The following is a 15,608-nucleotide window of genomic DNA, read 5'->3' on the forward strand; positions in this document are numbered from 1 at the left end:
ACCAGCGCCAATCCCAGCCCTCCCGCCACGCGATGCCCGCAAACACCACGAAACGACAGAACCGAACACGGCACCTGTCAACCATCAACTGGGACTCGACTGTCAAGCATGACCCGGGACACGACACTCACCTGACCCGCCAGCCTGCCGAATTCAGCTTTTAGGTATCAAGGGCGGCGGCGCTCGCGTCGCCGCACCGGCCGCCCGGCTCCGCCGGTCGGCGCGTGCGGCGTGGGCGCCGGTCACCGACCGGCGGCCCGGACGGCCGCGCGCCGCACCGCCGGGCGCCAGCCCCCCGGCCAACTGTGGTCTCGGGGTACGCGCCGCCGCCAGAGCGCGTATACGCTCGCCCGACTACTTCACAGTCCTGGGAGGGCCCTTGCCCGCGATCGGCCTCGCCGAGATCATCATTATTCTCGTCTGCCTTGGGGTTCCGGTGGCACTCATCGTGGCCTGGATCGCCATCTTCAGGAAGAGCATGAAGCGCTCGTGACGCCTCCGGCGGGGGCACTCCGGCTCTGGGAAGAGGGGCCGGCCGCCGCGGGATGACCTTGGCAGCCGCCGGTTCGCCGCCCTCGGAGGGTTTGCGATCCTCTCCTCGCGACAGGAACGACCACCGCATCGCTAGTGCGGCATGAACGTCACCGGGTTTGATCACGCGGCCTTGGGCGGTGGGTGGCCCCAGCGGTGCCGACGTTGGCTGCGGACGCGGGCGCGCCTCCGGTGTGGACAGGATCGGTAGGCCCGAAAGTCTCTGGCCGCCACCGGCCAGGTGGCCGACGGCTGGATCCCGGGCCACGCGGCGGACTGACTCAGCGAGCGCTATCGAACTTCGCGCCCGGTCATCGACGAAGCGGCGACGGCCGTGGGCCGCGATCCGCGCGAGATCCGCACGATCTTCAACTTCCCCGGGGCGCATCACCGACCGGCCGCTGCCCGCCACGCGCAACCGTGACGGGCGCTGGATCGGCGGCTCCGTCGACCAGTGGGCCGAAGATCTCACCGGCGCCGTGCTGGAGCACGGTGCGTCGGGCTTTACGCTCTTCTCGCCCAGCGGCGGAACGCAGGACTTCGTCTCTCTCGGCCGCTGGGGCGCCGAAATCGTCCCGGCCGCACGCGAGGCGATCGCGAAGGAAAGCGGCTAGCAACTGCGTCCCGCCCTCGATTCTCCGTGTAGACATGCGGGGATCTCTTCAACGAACCCGTGGTCGTGGCGATGTTCTGCCGAACGACCCGGCGCCCCTGGCAAGGTCCAGGGGCGCCGGAGTTCCGAAGGCTCGCTGTTGTTGGCTGGTGGTCAGATCAGGACCGGGAGGTTGCTCCGCACGGGTCAGGCGGCGACCGGGGTTTCGTCGGCAGCGGCGCCGGCCGCGTTCTCGGTGAGCGGCTTGCGGGAAGGGCTGAATCCCAGCGCGACCATGGCGGTGAGAGCGATCCCGGCGGCCGCGACGAAGGTCGCGGTGCGCAGGCCGTCGGTGGTGGCCGAGCGCAGCGCGGGACCCGTCAGGCCGTCGGTTCCGGCGTTGGCGATGGCGACCAGGACGGCCAGCCCGACGGCTCCGCCGATCTGCTGAGCGGTGGAGGCCACCCCGGAGGCGACTCCCTGATGGTGGGGCGCGGTGCCGGCGGTCGCGGCGCCGAACATCAGGGTGTAGCCCGCCCCCTGGCCCAGGCCGAGGACCACCAGCCCGGGGATGAGGGCGGCGTAGGACGCGTCGGTGGCCAGTGTGGCGGCGACGAGCATGGTGCCCGCCAGGCCGACGATCAGACTCGCGATCATGGTGGTCCGGGTCCCGCAGTTGGTTGCCAGCTTTCCGGCGAGCTGGGCGCCCGCGACGATGGCGGCCATCGGGATCAGGAACGCCAGGCCGGTGCGCAGCGCGTCATAGCCGTGGACTACCTGGAAGTAGACGGTCAGGAAGTACAGCAGCGTGCCGAACGTCCCCATGTACAGGAACGTCACCAGGACCCCGCTGCCCAGGTCGCGGCCGCGCAGCAATCGCAGCGGCAGCAAGGGGTCGGCGCTGCGGGCCTCGATCGCCGCGAACATCGCCAGCAGCAGGGTGCCCGCGACGGCACCGCCGACCACGGCGGGGGCCGTCCATCCCGACTCTGGGCCCTGGACCAGGGCGAACACCACCAGGGTGGTGCCCGCGGTCGCGGTCAGCGCCCCGCCAAGGTCGAATCGGCGGCCCGCCGCGCGGAGCACGCCCGCCGTGGCGCCGGGATCGATGAGGGGAACGGCCAGCACCGCGGCCGCGGCGGCCAGCGGCACGTTTACGTAGAACACCGCGGGCCAGCCGAACGCCTGGGTGAGCACGCCGCCCAGCAGCGAGCCGAGGATCATGCCGCTGCCACCGGCGGTGCCCCACACGGCGAACGCGCGATTGCGTTCGCGGCCCTCGGCGAAGCCGGTGCTGACGAGCGTCAGCGTCGCGGGGAACAGGAAGGCCCCGCCCAGCCCCTGGACGGCGCGCGCGGCGACCAGCGGGCCGGGACTGGCGGCCAGCCCGCCCGCCAGCGACGCCGCCGCGTACAACACCAGTCCAAGAATGAACATCCGGCGCGGGCCGAACAGGTCGACGGCGCGTCCGCCCAGCAGGAGGAAGCCGCCGAACGCCACCGCGTACGCGCTGATCACCCACTGCAGGGTCTGCGCCGAGAACCCGAGGCTCTCGCCGATCTCTGGCAGCGCCACGTACACGATGTTGTAGTCGATCGAGATGATCAGCTGGGCGAACGCCAGCAGGGCCAGGGTCAGCCCCGGGCGGCGAAACCCGGAGCTGGACTCTTGGACGCGGGACATGAGGGACCTCCGTAAGAACGTCAGAGTGGATGAAGTGAGGTACGCGGGGTCATGCACCATGGAGAGGGAATCGGCGCAGCCGAGACCGTGTGGTCAGCCGCCGAAGATCGCGGTGGGGTCGCCGGTGTACCAGGCGTTGTCGATGCGCATGCGGCGGATGACCCAGCGCTCTCCGTCGCGAACGAGGTCGACGTCGTACGGGTTCTTCAGCAGGGCGAAGGTGTCGTGGTCGGCGGTGAGTAGATGCTGGGCCTCCACCAGGGCGGTGAGGCGCGCGGTGTCGCCGTCCACGGCAATGCGGGGATTGGTGACCTGGTGGGTCGTGTCCACCCGGCCGGTGAACGAGTCGAGGATGAGGGTGACGATCGAGTCCCGCCCGGACATCAGCGGCGGCCGGCCGCCCCACTTGGCGGCCGCTGGACGGAAGTCGAGTTCGGCGTCGGCGGCGAAGGCCGAGGCGAACAGCTCCTTGTCCTTGAGGTCCTGGCCCAGGCCGAATCGATGGAGTGCGTCGAGGATCTCCGTACGGTCCCGAAGCTCCCGGACGACCGCGTCGGTGTCGGTGGCCGGAGCGGATACGGCCTGCTCAACGGTGACGTACATTGCCTACTCCCGTGCAGGTCAGAGGGGTCGTGTGAACGGTGTCCACTCTCGGCCCGCCCGAGGAGTCGATCAATGCCGCCCTGTGCAAGGATTGTGAAGCCTGCGTTAACGATGGGGAGGAGCGTCCATGCTGGAACGACACGAGCTGGAGGCGTTCCTCACCCTCGCCGAGGAACTGCACTTCGGCCACACCGCCGAACGCCTGCACGTCTCCACCGCCCGGATCAGCCAGACCATCGCCAAGCTGGAGCGCCGGACCGGAGTCCCGCTGTTCAACCGCACCAGCCGCCGGGTGGAGCTGACCGCAGTCGGACGGCGGTTGTACGAGGAGGTCCGGCCCGCCTGGGACCAGATCAGCGCCGCGTTCGAGCGGGCGATCGACACCGGCCGCGGCCTGGCCGGCACGCTCCGGGTCGCGTTCGTCGGCGCGGCCGGTGGGCAACTGCTCGTCGGCGCCACCGAGCTGTTCCGCGAGGCCCATTCCGACTGCGACGTTCAGCTCCGCGAAGCGCAGATGGTCGACCTCATGCCCTGGCTGCGTGACGGCGAGACCGACATCGCGCTGGGCACCTTCCCCATCCACGAGCCCGGCATTGTCACCGGGCCGGTCCTGGTGGCCGAGGCGCGCATGCTCGCCGTCCCCGCCCAGCATCCCTTCGCCCGCCGCGAGTCCGTCTCCATGGAGGACCTGGCCAGGGTGAAGGTGCTCCAGCTGCCGGACACGCTGCCCGACTCCCTGCGCGAAGACCGCACCCCCCGCACCACCCCCGCCGGGCGCCCGATCGAGCCCGGCCCCTCAGCCTCGACGTTCAACGAGATGCTCACCCTCATCGGCGCCGGGCACGGCGTCCTGCCCGTCGGCGCGCAGTCCAGGCGCTACTACGCCCGCCCAGACATCGCCTACATCCCCATCAGCGACGCCCCGCCACTGCAATGGGGCCTGCTCTGGCGCGCCGACGGCGCCACCGCCCGCGTCCGCGCCTTCGTCCAAGCCACCCACGACCTGCTCGCCGTCTCACAAACGAAGACCCCGTAAGCGGCCGGAAGGGCCGCGCCGCGCCGTCCCCGTCCTTGCCGCAGGAGTCGTCGCGAACGGCCTGGACGCGGCTGAGGCAGACCTATCCGGTCAGGGCGGCGGTACGACGGTGATGACGACGTTGCCGACCTTCTGGCCCGTCTCGACATAGCGGTAGGCGTCGACGATCTGCTCCAACGGGGACCGCCGGTCGATGACCGGCCTGCGCACTGAACCCGGCGACAGCCTCGTTGAGAAGGGAAGGCAACGGCGCAGTCGCGTCATGATGCTCGGCTTCGTCCGATGGCCAGGCCTGTGGGGAGGCTCTCGGGAACCTCCTTGAACATGCGTTCCACTTCGGGTGGCAGGAAGTCCAGCACCAGGACGTGCCCGGCCGGCAGTTTCTTGGCGTGGTCAACGATGAGGTTCAGCGCGCCGAGTCGGAGGGAAGCGTCAGGGACGACCCCTGGACTGCTGTTGGACACGCCTTGTGGACGTGGCCTGGGCGAAGGGTCTGGGCTGTTGGTGGTTCAGGAGGTCCCGATGTCGGACAACGGTCACCTGACGCAGACGATGGCGAACATGGTCAAGAGCTCTCTGGCGCCCAAGCAGTTCTCCACCGGGTCCAAGGGCTTCTTTGCCACTGGCAAGGTCGAGGTCGGCGGGCGCCGGTACCAGGCGCAGGTGCAGGCGGTGCTGATCGGTTCCAAGAACGACCCCAAGGCCAAGGTGCGGGCCAGCCTGGACGAGGCCCAGGCACCGTTGCTGACTACGTCACGGCCCGCACCGCTTTGGCCGGTCAAACCGGCCAAGCCCGGCCCGATCACAAGCTTCTGACCAGCGTGTACGACCCAACATTCATCAGCACTCGGCTCGCTGCCTCCACCAAGAGCTGAACCAGCGAGGGTGAACCGCCGATCCGCCCTCGGCCAGAGCCGCAAGGGCGCGCGTCGGGTACCGCTCGTATGGAACCCCACGCCCGCCGGGAAGCATCATGCCCTCACCGTGACTCAGCTGGCCCCGTCCGCCAAGGCGCCGAGCTCGTCACCGTCCTGCAGCCGCGTGTGGGTACCGCGCTCACCACGGCGGCGCGCGGGCTCCTCTGGCGCCACCCACAGGATCAGGTTCAGGGCCAGCAGCAGGAAACCGCAATTCAACTCATCATGACCTCGGCGGGGACGCCGTCCGCACCTACAGGCCTTGTTGAGCAGGATGTCGACGCGTCCGCTGGCGGCGGTGCTGTAGTTCGCCGTCTTGTGGGGTGCGTCTGCAATAGCGTGGTTTGGGGCCCAAGCGTTCCAACGACTTTCAGGCGGTCGTCTACTTCGTCAGATCGCACTTGGACGCTGAGGCCACGGTGGTGGAGTCGGCGTCGCTGCCCGACCGCACGGGAGCAGGCCCGCGCGAGGTCGATGTTCTGATCACCAGTCATGTGCGCGGCAGGGATATCCGTATCGGGGTCGAATGCCGCGACCACCGCAGAACTCTGACATTGCCTGGGTCGAGCAGGTGCGCACCAAGCAGGCGGATCTGGAGCTGGACCAGATGGTGCTGGTCTCTTCCAGCGGTTTCACCGGGGGCGCGGTGGCCAAGGCCCGGTACTGCGGCATCGAGCTGGTGACCCCGGAAAGGGCGATCCCTGCTGACGGGCCTCTTGGCCGGCTGGGGCGGCCGAGCCTGGAGTTTCGCGAAGTGATCCGTGATCGGCTGATCGCGGTCTCCGGCCAGGTCCATTGCGGCGGACGCCTTCAATGGATTCCGCTGGCTGCGGGCGTTGCGGTCTTTGACGCCGGTGGCACTGCGGTCAGCAGTGTCGTCGAGGTGGTGGCGACTATCGCCGATAGGGCGGACCTGCGCGAGGTGGCGGCTCAGGCTCCGGATCAGCCCGGAGAGTTGCGCATCGAGGTGGAGGATCTAGTCCTTCGCCCGGCCGACGGCGGCGAGTCGATCCAGGCGTTCGTCCGGATGAACGCTCATCCCGAGCAGCTGTTGCGCCTGTCGGCGCTCAGTGCCGTGATCGGTGCCCGGGTGCAGACGCGGCCGGTATCGCTGGCGGCCGGAGAACTGCAGGGGGCGGCCTACGCCGTTGGCACGGGCCAGGTTGGAGCTGACCGGCTCTGGTGGTTTTCTCTGAATCTTCCGAGGGCGCACGCATGTCGGTCCGGCTCACCGACGCCGACGGCCAGGTCACCGACTGGATCGCCGACCGCTCCACCCAGACATTGCACCCGCACGGTCCCCCTCCTGCTCCGCTCAGGCGTTAGTGATCCACCAGAGGTTCCGGCTGGTGTACGGGGCGTCGAAACCGTTCAGACGTCGGCCTCCACGGCGGAGGTATCGCCCTCGGGGGCCGAATTCGGGGGGGTGTCTGCTTCGGGAGGAACATCAGTCCCTCGCGCCTCCAGAGTGCACCGTTGGTCCTATGGATCCGTTGAGTTCGCAGACCCCACAATGCCTTGGAGGCTGAATACATGCTTCCGGAACTGTCAAAGTCATTTGTCCTTCTTTAGGGGCATTGGATGGCTTTGGTGCTCGACGGGGTGCCTGAGGACACAGGCAGACGAAAGGTCCGCGTCTTGTAAGCCGAGGAAGGGATGGCTGCACATCGATGAGCACGACACGACGCACGCTGTTGGGCGGGATGCTGGCGGCTCCGTTTCTAGCTCACTTCGCGGGGAACGCGGACGGGGCCACCTCGACTGAGAAGTGGGGTTCAGTCAGCGACGGGTGGGTGGAGCTTCGATGGACTCCGCAGGCCCAGGCGCAACTGAAGCGCCATCAGAGCGCCATCGAACCCATCGCCCCGGCCAAGATGATCAAGGACGCCGACGGGATGGGCATACGGGTCCCGGTGCGCACGGCAACGAGTGATCCGTCGCTGGACAAGCCTGCGCAGGCACGGGGCAGCGGTCGTCTGGAGGGCGGCGCGATAATGCGGGCCCCCGGCATGGAAGCCCGGGCAGCCGACCTGCAGGCCACGCTGACGAAGGGTGTGATCTTCGGCAAGTGCACCGTCAACGGCAAGGACAGTGGCGTGCATCCGGTACTCCACATCGATTCGGCTGAGGGGCGTCTGGTGGCCGCGCCGGTGCCGCCGGGGCAGCCGATGAAGATCCGGATCACCGGGGTGCCGGTGCGCCCGACCCAACAGGCTCTGGACGCGTTCGCGATGGCGTCTGGCGCACCGGAATTCACCGTCGACGCCATCACGCGCCACGTCACCGCCGCCAGGGGGCCGGTGCGCCCGACCCAACAGGCTCTGGACGCGTTCACGTCGGCGTTTGGCGCACCGGAATTCACCGTCGACACCATCGTGGGCTACGTCACCGCCGAAGGTATCTACACTCCACCGACGCGCTGAGCCCCAAGCCTGGAGGCGGCCCCGGGCTCAGCGGTCCCCGGCCGCCTCCGGCGCGCACGGGCGGTCCCCAGCCGCCTCCGGCACCCACGGGATGTCGGGGTTGTCACCGCCGAAGCGGCGACGTCGAGTGGTGTAGTCGGCGATGGCGGCCCGGAGTTCGTGGTAGCCGAAGTCGGGCCAGTGCGTCAGGTCGAACACGAGCTCGGCATAGGTCAGGTGCCAGGGCAGGAAGTTGCTGATGCGCTGCTCACCGGAGGTGCGGATCAGCAGGTCGACCTCGGGTAGGTCGGGTGCGTAGCAGTGCCTGGCGATGTCGGCGGGTCCGATGTTCTCAGGCCGGATCGTCCCGGCGACCGCTTCGGCTGCCAGTGCGCGGGTGGCGCCTACCAACTCATCGCGCCCGCCGTAGTCGACGAAGATGTTCAGCGTCAGCGCCGTGTTGTTCGAGGTCATGTTCTCCACGATGGCCAAGGCCGAGGCCAGTGACTCCTCCAGTCGATCCCGGCGCCCGCACCACCGCACCCGGACATTGTGCCCATGCAGCCATTCCGTGGCCCGGGTGATTCCCTCGGCTCCCCTGGCGAACAGATCGGCAAGCTCTTGCGGTGAGCGGCCCCAGTTCTCGGTGGAGAACGCGAATACGCTCAGGTGGCTGATGCCCAGCCGCAGCGTGGAATGAACCAGCCGCAACATGGCCCGCATACCAGCGCTGTGGCCCTCGGCATCCGTGAGGCCGCGCAAGGCGGCCCACCGCCGGTTGCCGTCCATGATCACCGCGACGTGGGTGGGCACCACCAGGTCAGCGAGTGGTTCCCGGTGTGGCCGCAAAGCGGTGTCGCGCAGCACGGTCGGGTCCACACCCTCGGTCAGCACCCGGGAGCCGAGTCGCTCGACCTCGTGGAGGAAGAATTCCTGGCCGAGGATCAATGCGTGCACGAAGGGCTGGCAGGACACGGCCACCATCCCCGGCGCCGGGGCCGTCTGCTGCAGCAGGTCATGTGCGCGGGCGACCTGGATCCCGATCAGTTCGTCCAGTGCCTCATGCGGCTCACCACGCCGGAGATCATCGGTGCCCAGGCCGAGGCGCCGCACGTCCTGCCCCGGTAGATAGCAGCGGCCCGCGGCAAGGTCGATCGGGAAGTCCTGCACGATGTCGGCCAGCTGACACAACTCGCCCAACACCGACATCACACGCGCCGCTTCCGGGCTGCCCGGCTCAAGCAGCGGGGTCACCAGTTCCGCGATCGTCCCGGCGACTCCGCGCAGGTAGCGTCTCTGGTCGGCGAACGTCTCGAATGCCGGAAGGGCGGCGCAGTCGCCGCGAGTGGCCTCCAAGAACTCTGCCACGACCTCGACATCCAGGTCCCACTCGCGCATCGTATGCACGAACGCCCGCCGCAGTGGATGCTCACTTCGGCCAGTGCGGACGTCGGCCAATGAATCCGCGCACCACTGCGCCAGCCTCGATTCCCGCTCGGCGAGCTCGCCTTCATCGGCGATGCCATCGGTCCGCACCGCGAAACCGGCCACGGCATGAAAGTGAGGCCGAACCGCGACAGGCAGCAGATCGATCGCCGCCCACCATCCCTTGAAACGACGCTGGCCAACGCGCTCACACAACCCATAAGACTCGCGCAACTCTGGTGCGATGACATCCATCGTCTCGTTCCCCGGCATCCCCAATCCCGCTCCGATCAGCTGCCACCAGCACCCCGGCCTGGACAGACCCGTATCAACGAGGCGACCACGGCAAACACCGCTACACCGTCCAGCAGATCGCCGACGAATTCGGCGTCACCCTACTGCCACCTCAGCAAGCCCTGACCAAGAATCCTCAGCTCAGGGCCATATCTGGTGGTTTCTTCTACTAGTACATACAGCGCGCGGAACGCCTCACGCGGAAACGACGGCTGCACGCCGGCTGGCTTGAACTACGCGAACCTCTTTAACGCGAACCTGATCCTCGCGGACCTAACCCGCGCAAATCTGACCGGCACACTCCGCGGCCGCTTTTCGAAGATCGAGTTCTTGGTCGAACCAGATCATCACTGAGCGGCCGCACCAATACGCGGCCCGTTACCCGATCGCGATCACCTCTTCGAGTGAGGTGCACACGATAAGGTCGGCCATGCTCACTGACATCTTCGCGGCGGCTCCGGACAGCCTGTCCGCCTATCGGGCGGCTGGCTTTCCCGCTCCCACAAGCTACGGCTACCCGACCGTGTCGGCTCGTGGCGTGGACCCCGCCGCACTGGCCGTCATGGACATGCTGCTCTCTGGTGTCTCCGCCGACCAGGCGCTCGCCGACGCGACCAGGACCCCGGTCGACGAGCCGGACCTGTACACCGGACCGGTCGTCGCAGTGCTCAGCGAGCGGATCGTTCGGCTGCTGCCGGCGGTCGGGGAAGATCGGCTCGCCGAGCTGGCTGCGGACTGGAGTGCCCACGTCGGGCTGGCCAGCGCCCCCGCCACGGCGGTCGCCACGTGGCTCGGCGAGCTGCGCCGGCTGTTCCGCCGCGCGGTGGCCGAGCGGCGCCTCCTATTCGTCTGGAACTGTTTGTGATCGCCGCCCTGCGCCTCGAAGCCGCCCGCCGTCACCCATGGCTGCGCGCCGCGTACTACCACGCCGACATGGTCCGGCGGACACTCGCTGACCCGGAGGTCGGCGCCGACGCGAACGTCGACTTCGGCGACGCGGTGCTGGACGGCCCGGACGCAGTGATCGGCGGCCACTACGCCGTCGACGTCATTCCCGACACGCCCGTCAGCCGTCGCGCTCATCTGCAGCGCCACTACATCGGACACGACGACCAACTCATCGTCTACCCTCCCGCGACCCCCGATTTTCTGGCCGAGATCTTCCTGTCATGACCGCGGCGACAGCTTGATCCCCTCCGCAAGATCGTCCCCTGCGCCCCATAAACGCACACGCTGAGTGACGGCACCCCATAGATCGCGCCAGAGCCAATTCGAGTGCTCTGTCTCACTCCATGGGTGGAGTCACTGAGGGTGAGCATCGAGGCTGTTGGTTTCTTCATTGGTACGGTCGAGCGGGCCTCGACCTCCCTTGAGCCAAGATTCTCTGCAGCTGGACGACGCCCTACGCCCGAGTTCAAATCGGCTGGCCAGGACCACTATGGATCGGGAGAATCGCCTCTTGTGAGGATGGGCATCTCCGGCTTCGAGCCGTCCTTCCTGGTTGGGCTCGAAGCGGTGCAGAGGGTTCACGGTCCGCTGCTGGCGGGGCTTGTCGGCCGCCGGCTTACCGGTTTCGCGCTCGTGCGCTTCGCCGAGGATGGGGATTGGTACGCGGATTGCCCGGTCGTCCTGGACTACGAAGGCATCCAGGTGGAGATCTGCCACTGGAAGTTTGACGAGCTGTCGATCGGCTGGAACACCATCGACACCGCAGCGACGATCAGAGGCTGGGAAGAGTCCGAGCTGACGCCCGAGTGGTCGCATGACGACGACCGGTTGAAACGGTGCGTCGGCCAAGAGTTGCGCGAAATCGCCCTGCTCGAATGGCGACCTTCCGGCCCCGACCTGGCTGCCGGCACCGTCGCGGTGGAGTTCACCTTCGAGCAAGGCAGCTTCCACATCGCCAACGGCCTCGACGAGAACATCATCGAGATCGGCGAGCCAGACCGGAATTGGGTGCGGCACAGGCCGGGACGTTGAGCCCAGTTGTGGAGGATCATGGCTCGGAGGAGGTCGAGGTTCGCGCGACCGAACATGAGTCTCTTGAGGTGCTTGACCTTGCAGTTTTCGCCCTCAACGGCGCCGGATGAGTAAGGCAGTCGGTTCGAGATAGCCGGACCAGGCAGGTTCCCGGTCCGACGGCGCGGCATTGGGCAGGACCTGATCCCCACAACCTCGCGGTGGTGGCGATCAGTGTCCCGCTGTGGCGCGCAGGGCGGAGGCGAAGGTGCGCAGTGCCCTGCGAGCGGCCGGCTCGGACGGGTGTGATTTCAGGACGACGCTGCGGGTGGGCAGCGGGGGGAGGCCGAGTGATTCGCCCATGTCCATGGTGCCGGGTGGGGCGACGCGAGGGCTGAGCGCCGCCACGGCCAAGCCTGCTGCCGCGGCCGCACCGATGGTCGCGATGCCGCCGCCCACGAACACCTCTTGCCAGGCGATGCCCGCTTCGTTCAGCGCGGTCACCGCCATCTCGTGCACATGGCATGACTCGGCCTGCAGGGCGAGGCGCAGAGGCTCGCCGGAGCGGTGTTCGAAGTCGGATGAGGCCATCCAGCCGAAGGACTCCTCCATCAGGACTTCACCGTCGGTGCGGCGGCCCTCGTGGCGCAGCACGATGGCCGCGTCCAGCGCACCGCTGTCGAACAGGTCAAGGAGCTCCCATGAGCTGGCGATGCTCACCTCCAGCGTCAGGTCTGGCTCTGCTCGCCCTATCTGGCGCAGGAAGTGGGGCAGTTCGGCGCCGACGACATGGTGGCTTATGCCGATCGATAGGCGTTGCCGCTGGACGCCGAACGAGCCCAGCGCGCCCGCGTGGGCGGCCAGCAGTTCACGTGCGGGCCCGAGGAAGGCGGCGCCGTCTTGCGACAGGCGGACCAGGCGGGGCGTACGGTCCAGCAAGCGGCGGCCCAAGGCGTCCTCCAGCCGCTTGATCTTCAGGCTCACGGCGGACTGCGTGGAGTCCATCGCCTCCGCCGCGCGCGTGAAGCTCTTCATCTCGGCGGTCAGCACGAAGGCCTGCACAGCGTCCAGGGCGAGCATCTTCATCGTCACACCACCATTGGAATATTTAATGACTGAAATATCCTAAGATGGCTTTTTTGAATGATCAAGTGATGGCTACGCTGCGAACCGTCCCGAGGAACGGAGTCAGACCATGCCCTTGGTCCAAGTGTCGTTGCGGCGAGGCAAGTCCGCCGAGTTCCACCAAGCCCTCTTCGAGGGCGTCTACCGCGCCATGCGTGAGACCTTCGACGTGCCGGAAGACGACCGCTTCATGACGATCACCGAGCACGACAGCAGCACCTTCAGCGTCAGCCCCACCTACTACGGCGTCGAACGGAGCGACGAGGTGGTCATCATCCGGATCACCGCCAACAACACGCGCGGTCTCGCCCAGAAGCAGGCGCTCTACCTGCGCATCGTCGAACTCTTGCAGGCGAACCCCGGCGTGCGCCCCGAAGACGTGTTCATCAATCTTGTGGAAGTACTGCCGGAGAACTGGTCGTTCGGCAATGGCATCGCGCAGTACGCGGCGCAGCAGGGCTGAGGGGAACGGTTCCGCTCCCGCGTCCTGCAGGTGACCGGACTGCACAACCGCTTCCAGATCTGCCAGACCCTGCCCGAGCTACCCACCTCCCGCAGCTGAAGCCACGGCTTGCGCGGGGCTGGGCGCTGGTGTGGCCCTGGGTGTGTCAGGTCTGTGTGGGCGGCTCGCCGGTGCGCTGGCGGAGCTGGGCGTTGATGCGGATGGCTTCGGCGAGTTGGTCTTCCAGGATGATGATGCGGCAGGCCGCTTCCAGGGCGGTGCCTTTTTCGACCAGGTCACGGGCGCGTTGGGCCAGGCGCAGCTGGTAGCGGGAGTAGCGGCGGTGGCCGCCGGGCGATCGTTGCGGGACAAACAGGTTGGCGGCGTCCAGGTTGCGCAGGAACGCGGGGGTGACGCCTAGAAGTTCGGCGGCGCGGCCCATGCTGTAGGCCGGGTAGTCCTCGTCATTGAGCTTGTCGTCGAGCTGGTCATCCAGCGTGGCGCTGTCCGCGGTGACGCTCTGGGCCACATCTGTGGTCACGGCCGGGTCCGTGCGGGCGTGGCCGTGGTCGCGGTTCTTGAGGTCCCCTGCCGGGGTGGCGGCGGGCCGTGCTGCGTGAGGTTCCATAAACCCTTCCGTACTGATCGGGGAAGTGGCTGCCGGGGAAACGCCAACGAGGGCCCCGGCGCCATGCGGCGCCGGGGCCCGAGGTACAACACCATCTATCCGGCCGTACGGCCGGTTCTGCTCCGCGTTGGCCGCTCGCCTGAGCGGGGACGCGGGGATCGCGGATGCGTGACCGTAGACCACCACCTTGTCTGTGGAACTGCGGTACCCGCGCGGCATGACTGGAGCCTGCGACGGGCGATCCCGATGGCGCCGGACACTCCCTTCCTCGACATCACTACCTGAACTTGCCTGTCTTGCACTTGCTGGTGCCATGCTGCGGGCGGCCCGTTGGCCGCCTGGCGCGATGCCGTCTGCCAGGGCCCCTTGCACTGCGTCGGCCCCGGCACGCCCGGCTCGCGCCATCCATCTCACCGGGCAGTTCGTCCTCTGCCACGTTCCATGGACTTGTTCCTGTTCGATGACAGGAACTCTACCCAACGCCCCCGAGAATATCTACCTTGATCCCTACAGATTTTCAGAGATCGACTGGTTCGGATTGGGCGCCATCGAGCGCCATCGTTGCGCCGAAGCCGCGATGAAGGACGCCGCACTCCTCTACAGCGCCACCGGCCCCCGGATCGGCGTCTACGCCGACATCCTGTTCGGCCTGTGCATCAAAAGGGTCCGGGTTCAGGTGACCCGGCGAGCTGTAATGACAGCTAGCGAATGGATGATTACTTTGGGCTCGCATGCCGCTTGATGACATGCATCCCTCCTTCGCCGGCGTCCACTGGGTGCTCGCCCTGGCCCTGATGCTGTACGCCGTGGTGGGCCCGGCTGTCCTGGACCGCAGGGTGCTGGCCCGGGTGTGCCTGCACCGGCTCCGTCGTCGACATGCGAGTCCCGGCACCGAGCCGGGCACCCATCGGGTCACCGAACAGGGCACCGTGCCCACGGCGGTGACCGCCGCTACGGCTGCGGAAGCGGCTCCGATGGTGCCTGGGCTGATCAGTTCCCAGCGGTGGAGGCTGGCGGTCCAGTGGACGGTGCTGGCGCTGGTGGCCGCTGTGGTCGTGGCCGCGCCGGGAGTCAGTGGCGCCGATGTCGGGTGGGCGTGGCCGCGGCGGGACCGGCTGGAATTCGCGCTGCTGCTGGCGGTGACAACGGTCGCGCTGGTCACCTTCGGAGTCGGGATCTGGCGGCGGCGCGTTCTGACTGGCCGGCACGTTCCCGGTCCATTCCAGGCCGCTGCGTTCTGCGGGCCCGTGGCCTGGCCTGCCCGGCCGCGCCGCCTGGAGCAGGTGTGGGCGCTGGCGTCGGCCGCGGTGGCGGCCGTCCACGACGAGGTGCTGTATCGCGGGCTGCTGACCGCCGCCGCAGTCGGGATCCTGGGGTTCACTGTCGACCAGGCGGCGCTGGCGTCCATGGCGGTGTTCGTGGTGGCCAATGTGCATCGTGGCCGGGTACGGGTGGTGGCGGCGGCCGGGCTGGCGGTGGTGTCGACCCTCAGTTATCTGGAGACCAGCAGCCTGCTGCTGCCGATCGCGCTGCACGCCGCGTTGAATGTCCACAACGTGATTAGCCTGCAGGCGGTGGCCCGCAGTATGACCCCGGCCCAGCTACACAGGGTCAGGCAACTGATCATCTCCGACCGCTGATCCCGCGCCCCCGCGACCGCGTCCATCTCGGGCGACGCCATCCCCACTGGCGCCATCCTGACCGCCCGTCGCAGGCGTGACCGTCTGCCGCACCACCGACGACGATGTCCATGCCGTCGCAGCCGTCGGCGCGAACCCACCATCGGGATCCATATCTACGGCGGCAACATCGGCGCGATCAGACGACGGTCGTACGACCCGGCCACCGGCGAAACCCACTGGCTTGTCTCCGGCTGGGACACTTCAAGTCCCACCCCAAAGAGCGCCTGCGATACGCCGCCGTCAAGGTGACCATGGCGGCGGACAACATCGGCTGAATCTGTCTCAGCAC

General features: G+C 67.9%; 18 protein-coding genes. 10 read left to right on the forward strand and 8 right to left on the reverse strand.

The features are described 5' to 3' along the window. Positions 1-1,330: 1,330 nt before the first annotated feature. Positions 1,331-2,806: an MFS transporter gene (locus tag ACH34W_RS54490; RefSeq protein ID WP_395969190.1), complete on the reverse strand. Its 1,476-nt coding sequence runs from the start codon at positions 2,804-2,806 to the stop codon at positions 1,331-1,333. Positions 2,807-2,899: 93 nt separating this feature from the next. Next, on the reverse strand, positions 2,900-3,409 hold the full coding sequence (locus ACH34W_RS54495; protein ID WP_395969191.1) for a nuclear transport factor 2 family protein: 510 nt from the start codon (positions 3,407-3,409) through the stop codon (positions 2,900-2,902). Between the two features lie 127 nt (positions 3,410-3,536). Here ACH34W_RS54495 and ACH34W_RS54500 point away from each other — a divergent pair, with 127 nt between their 5' ends. Beyond that, entirely contained in the window at positions 3,537-4,445 is a 909-nt protein-coding gene (locus ACH34W_RS54500; protein WP_395969192.1) for a LysR family transcriptional regulator, read from the forward strand. 90 nt (positions 4,446-4,535) lie between these two features. Here the strand turns inward: ACH34W_RS54500 and ACH34W_RS54505 are convergent, their stop codons facing one another. Both ACH34W_RS54505 and ACH34W_RS54510 read right to left on the reverse strand, forming a co-directional pair. Beyond that, positions 4,536-4,655 (reverse strand): zinc-binding dehydrogenase, encoded by a 120-nt coding sequence (locus ACH34W_RS54505; RefSeq protein WP_395969193.1) that lies wholly within the window; start codon positions 4,653-4,655, stop codon positions 4,536-4,538. A 50-nt stretch (positions 4,656-4,705) separates the two neighbouring features. After that, a complete protein-coding gene (locus ACH34W_RS54510; RefSeq protein WP_395969194.1) occupies positions 4,706-4,909 on the reverse strand; it encodes a hypothetical protein in 204 nt (67 codons plus the stop codon). A gap of 58 nt (positions 4,910-4,967) precedes the next feature. On the opposite strand from ACH34W_RS54510, the gene ACH34W_RS54515 reads away from it, so the two are divergent. Beyond that, the gene (locus tag ACH34W_RS54515) at positions 4,968-5,261 is read left to right on the forward strand and encodes a hypothetical protein (protein WP_395969195.1); all 294 of its coding nucleotides are present in this window, start codon (positions 4,968-4,970) and stop codon (positions 5,259-5,261) included. Positions 5,262-5,434: 173 nt separating this feature from the next. Here ACH34W_RS54515 and ACH34W_RS54520 read toward each other — a convergent pair whose 3' ends face one another. After that, complete coding sequence (locus ACH34W_RS54520) at positions 5,435-5,581, reverse strand: hypothetical protein (protein WP_395969196.1); 147 nt, start codon at positions 5,579-5,581, stop codon at positions 5,435-5,437. 1,451 nt (positions 5,582-7,032) lie between these two features. Between ACH34W_RS54520 and ACH34W_RS54525 the strand changes: the two genes are divergently transcribed. Continuing rightward, a complete protein-coding gene (locus ACH34W_RS54525) occupies positions 7,033-7,785 on the forward strand; it encodes a hypothetical protein (RefSeq protein WP_395969197.1) in 753 nt (250 codons plus the stop codon). 27 nt (positions 7,786-7,812) lie between these two features. On the opposite strand, the gene uppS is transcribed toward ACH34W_RS54525, so the two are convergent. Then, a complete protein-coding gene (gene uppS, locus ACH34W_RS54530) occupies positions 7,813-9,462 on the reverse strand; it encodes a polyprenyl diphosphate synthase (RefSeq protein WP_395969198.1) in 1,650 nt (549 codons plus the stop codon). 177 nt (positions 9,463-9,639) lie between these two features. Between uppS and ACH34W_RS54535 the strand changes: the two genes are divergently transcribed. The 4 genes from ACH34W_RS54535 to ACH34W_RS54550 all read left to right on the forward strand — a co-directional run bounded on the left by ACH34W_RS54535 (position 9,640) and on the right by ACH34W_RS54550 (position 11,463). Further along, positions 9,640-9,837 (forward strand): pentapeptide repeat-containing protein, encoded by a 198-nt coding sequence (locus tag ACH34W_RS54535; RefSeq protein ID WP_395969199.1) that lies wholly within the window; start codon positions 9,640-9,642, stop codon positions 9,835-9,837. 76 nt (positions 9,838-9,913) lie between these two features. Continuing rightward, a complete protein-coding gene (locus ACH34W_RS54540; protein ID WP_395969200.1) occupies positions 9,914-10,348 on the forward strand; it encodes a hypothetical protein in 435 nt (144 codons plus the stop codon). Further along, positions 10,345-10,656 (forward strand): hypothetical protein, encoded by a 312-nt coding sequence (locus ACH34W_RS54545; RefSeq protein ID WP_395969201.1) that lies wholly within the window; start codon positions 10,345-10,347, stop codon positions 10,654-10,656. The genes ACH34W_RS54540 and ACH34W_RS54545 overlap by 4 nt, the downstream gene beginning before the upstream one ends. 294 nt (positions 10,657-10,950) lie before the next feature. Further along, a complete protein-coding gene (locus ACH34W_RS54550; RefSeq protein ID WP_395969202.1) occupies positions 10,951-11,463 on the forward strand; it encodes a hypothetical protein in 513 nt (170 codons plus the stop codon). A 210-nt stretch (positions 11,464-11,673) separates the two neighbouring features. Here the strand turns inward: ACH34W_RS54550 and ACH34W_RS54555 are convergent, their stop codons facing one another. Further along, entirely contained in the window at positions 11,674-12,528 is an 855-nt protein-coding gene (locus tag ACH34W_RS54555) for a LysR family transcriptional regulator (RefSeq protein WP_395969203.1), read from the reverse strand. Between the two features lie 109 nt (positions 12,529-12,637). On the opposite strand from ACH34W_RS54555, the gene ACH34W_RS54560 reads away from it, so the two are divergent. Further along, on the forward strand, positions 12,638-13,030 hold the full coding sequence (locus ACH34W_RS54560) for a tautomerase family protein (RefSeq protein ID WP_395969204.1): 393 nt from the start codon (positions 12,638-12,640) through the stop codon (positions 13,028-13,030). 145 nt (positions 13,031-13,175) lie between these two features. On the opposite strand, the gene ACH34W_RS54565 is transcribed toward ACH34W_RS54560, so the two are convergent. Further along, positions 13,176-13,451: a MerR family transcriptional regulator gene (locus tag ACH34W_RS54565; RefSeq protein WP_395969221.1), complete on the reverse strand. Its 276-nt coding sequence runs from the start codon at positions 13,449-13,451 to the stop codon at positions 13,176-13,178. A gap of 646 nt (positions 13,452-14,097) precedes the next feature. Between ACH34W_RS54565 and ACH34W_RS54570 the strand changes: the two genes are divergently transcribed. Both ACH34W_RS54570 and ACH34W_RS54575 read left to right on the forward strand, forming a co-directional pair. Beyond that, positions 14,098-14,379 carry a hypothetical protein gene (locus tag ACH34W_RS54570; RefSeq protein ID WP_395969205.1) on the forward strand — a complete coding sequence of 94 codons (282 nt, stop codon included), beginning with the start codon at positions 14,098-14,100 and terminating at the stop codon, positions 14,377-14,379. Next, the gene (locus ACH34W_RS54575; RefSeq protein WP_395969206.1) at positions 14,369-15,277 is read left to right on the forward strand and encodes a type II CAAX prenyl endopeptidase Rce1 family protein; all 909 of its coding nucleotides are present in this window, start codon (positions 14,369-14,371) and stop codon (positions 15,275-15,277) included. The genes ACH34W_RS54570 and ACH34W_RS54575 overlap by 11 nt, the downstream gene beginning before the upstream one ends. Positions 15,278-15,608 lie beyond the last annotated feature (331 nt).

The sequence above is a fragment of the Actinomadura sp. 6N118 genome, from assembly GCF_044326415.1.
Classification (GTDB): Bacteria; Actinomycetota; Actinomycetes; order Streptosporangiales; family Streptosporangiaceae; genus Spirillospora.

Excerpts from the sequence above, each read along its gene's own strand:
- ACH34W_RS54490 (WP_395969190.1), bottom strand. The coding sequence starts at position 2,806 with ATGTCCCGCGTCCAAGAGTCCAGCTCCGGGTTTCGCCGCCCGGGGCTG.
- ACH34W_RS54495 (WP_395969191.1), bottom strand. The coding sequence starts at position 3,409 with ATGTACGTCACCGTTGAGCAGGCCGTATCCGCTCCGGCCACCGACACC.
- ACH34W_RS54500 (WP_395969192.1), top strand. The coding sequence starts at position 3,537 with ATGCTGGAACGACACGAGCTGGAGGCGTTCCTCACCCTCGCCGAGGAA.
- ACH34W_RS54515 (WP_395969195.1), top strand. The coding sequence starts at position 4,968 with ATGTCGGACAACGGTCACCTGACGCAGACGATGGCGAACATGGTCAAG.
- ACH34W_RS54525 (WP_395969197.1), top strand. The coding sequence starts at position 7,033 with ATGAGCACGACACGACGCACGCTGTTGGGCGGGATGCTGGCGGCTCCG.
- uppS (WP_395969198.1), bottom strand. The coding sequence starts at position 9,462 with ATGCCGGGGAACGAGACGATGGATGTCATCGCACCAGAGTTGCGCGAG.
- ACH34W_RS54540 (WP_395969200.1), top strand. The coding sequence starts at position 9,914 with ATGCTCACTGACATCTTCGCGGCGGCTCCGGACAGCCTGTCCGCCTAT.
- ACH34W_RS54550 (WP_395969202.1), top strand. The coding sequence starts at position 10,951 with ATGGGCATCTCCGGCTTCGAGCCGTCCTTCCTGGTTGGGCTCGAAGCG.
- ACH34W_RS54555 (WP_395969203.1), bottom strand. The coding sequence starts at position 12,528 with ATGAAGATGCTCGCCCTGGACGCTGTGCAGGCCTTCGTGCTGACCGCC.
- ACH34W_RS54560 (WP_395969204.1), top strand. The coding sequence starts at position 12,638 with ATGCCCTTGGTCCAAGTGTCGTTGCGGCGAGGCAAGTCCGCCGAGTTC.
- ACH34W_RS54565 (WP_395969221.1), bottom strand. The coding sequence starts at position 13,451 with ATGGGCCGCGCCGCCGAACTTCTAGGCGTCACCCCCGCGTTCCTGCGC.
- ACH34W_RS54570 (WP_395969205.1), top strand. The coding sequence starts at position 14,098 with ATGACAGGAACTCTACCCAACGCCCCCGAGAATATCTACCTTGATCCC.
- ACH34W_RS54575 (WP_395969206.1), top strand. The coding sequence starts at position 14,369 with ATGCCGCTTGATGACATGCATCCCTCCTTCGCCGGCGTCCACTGGGTG.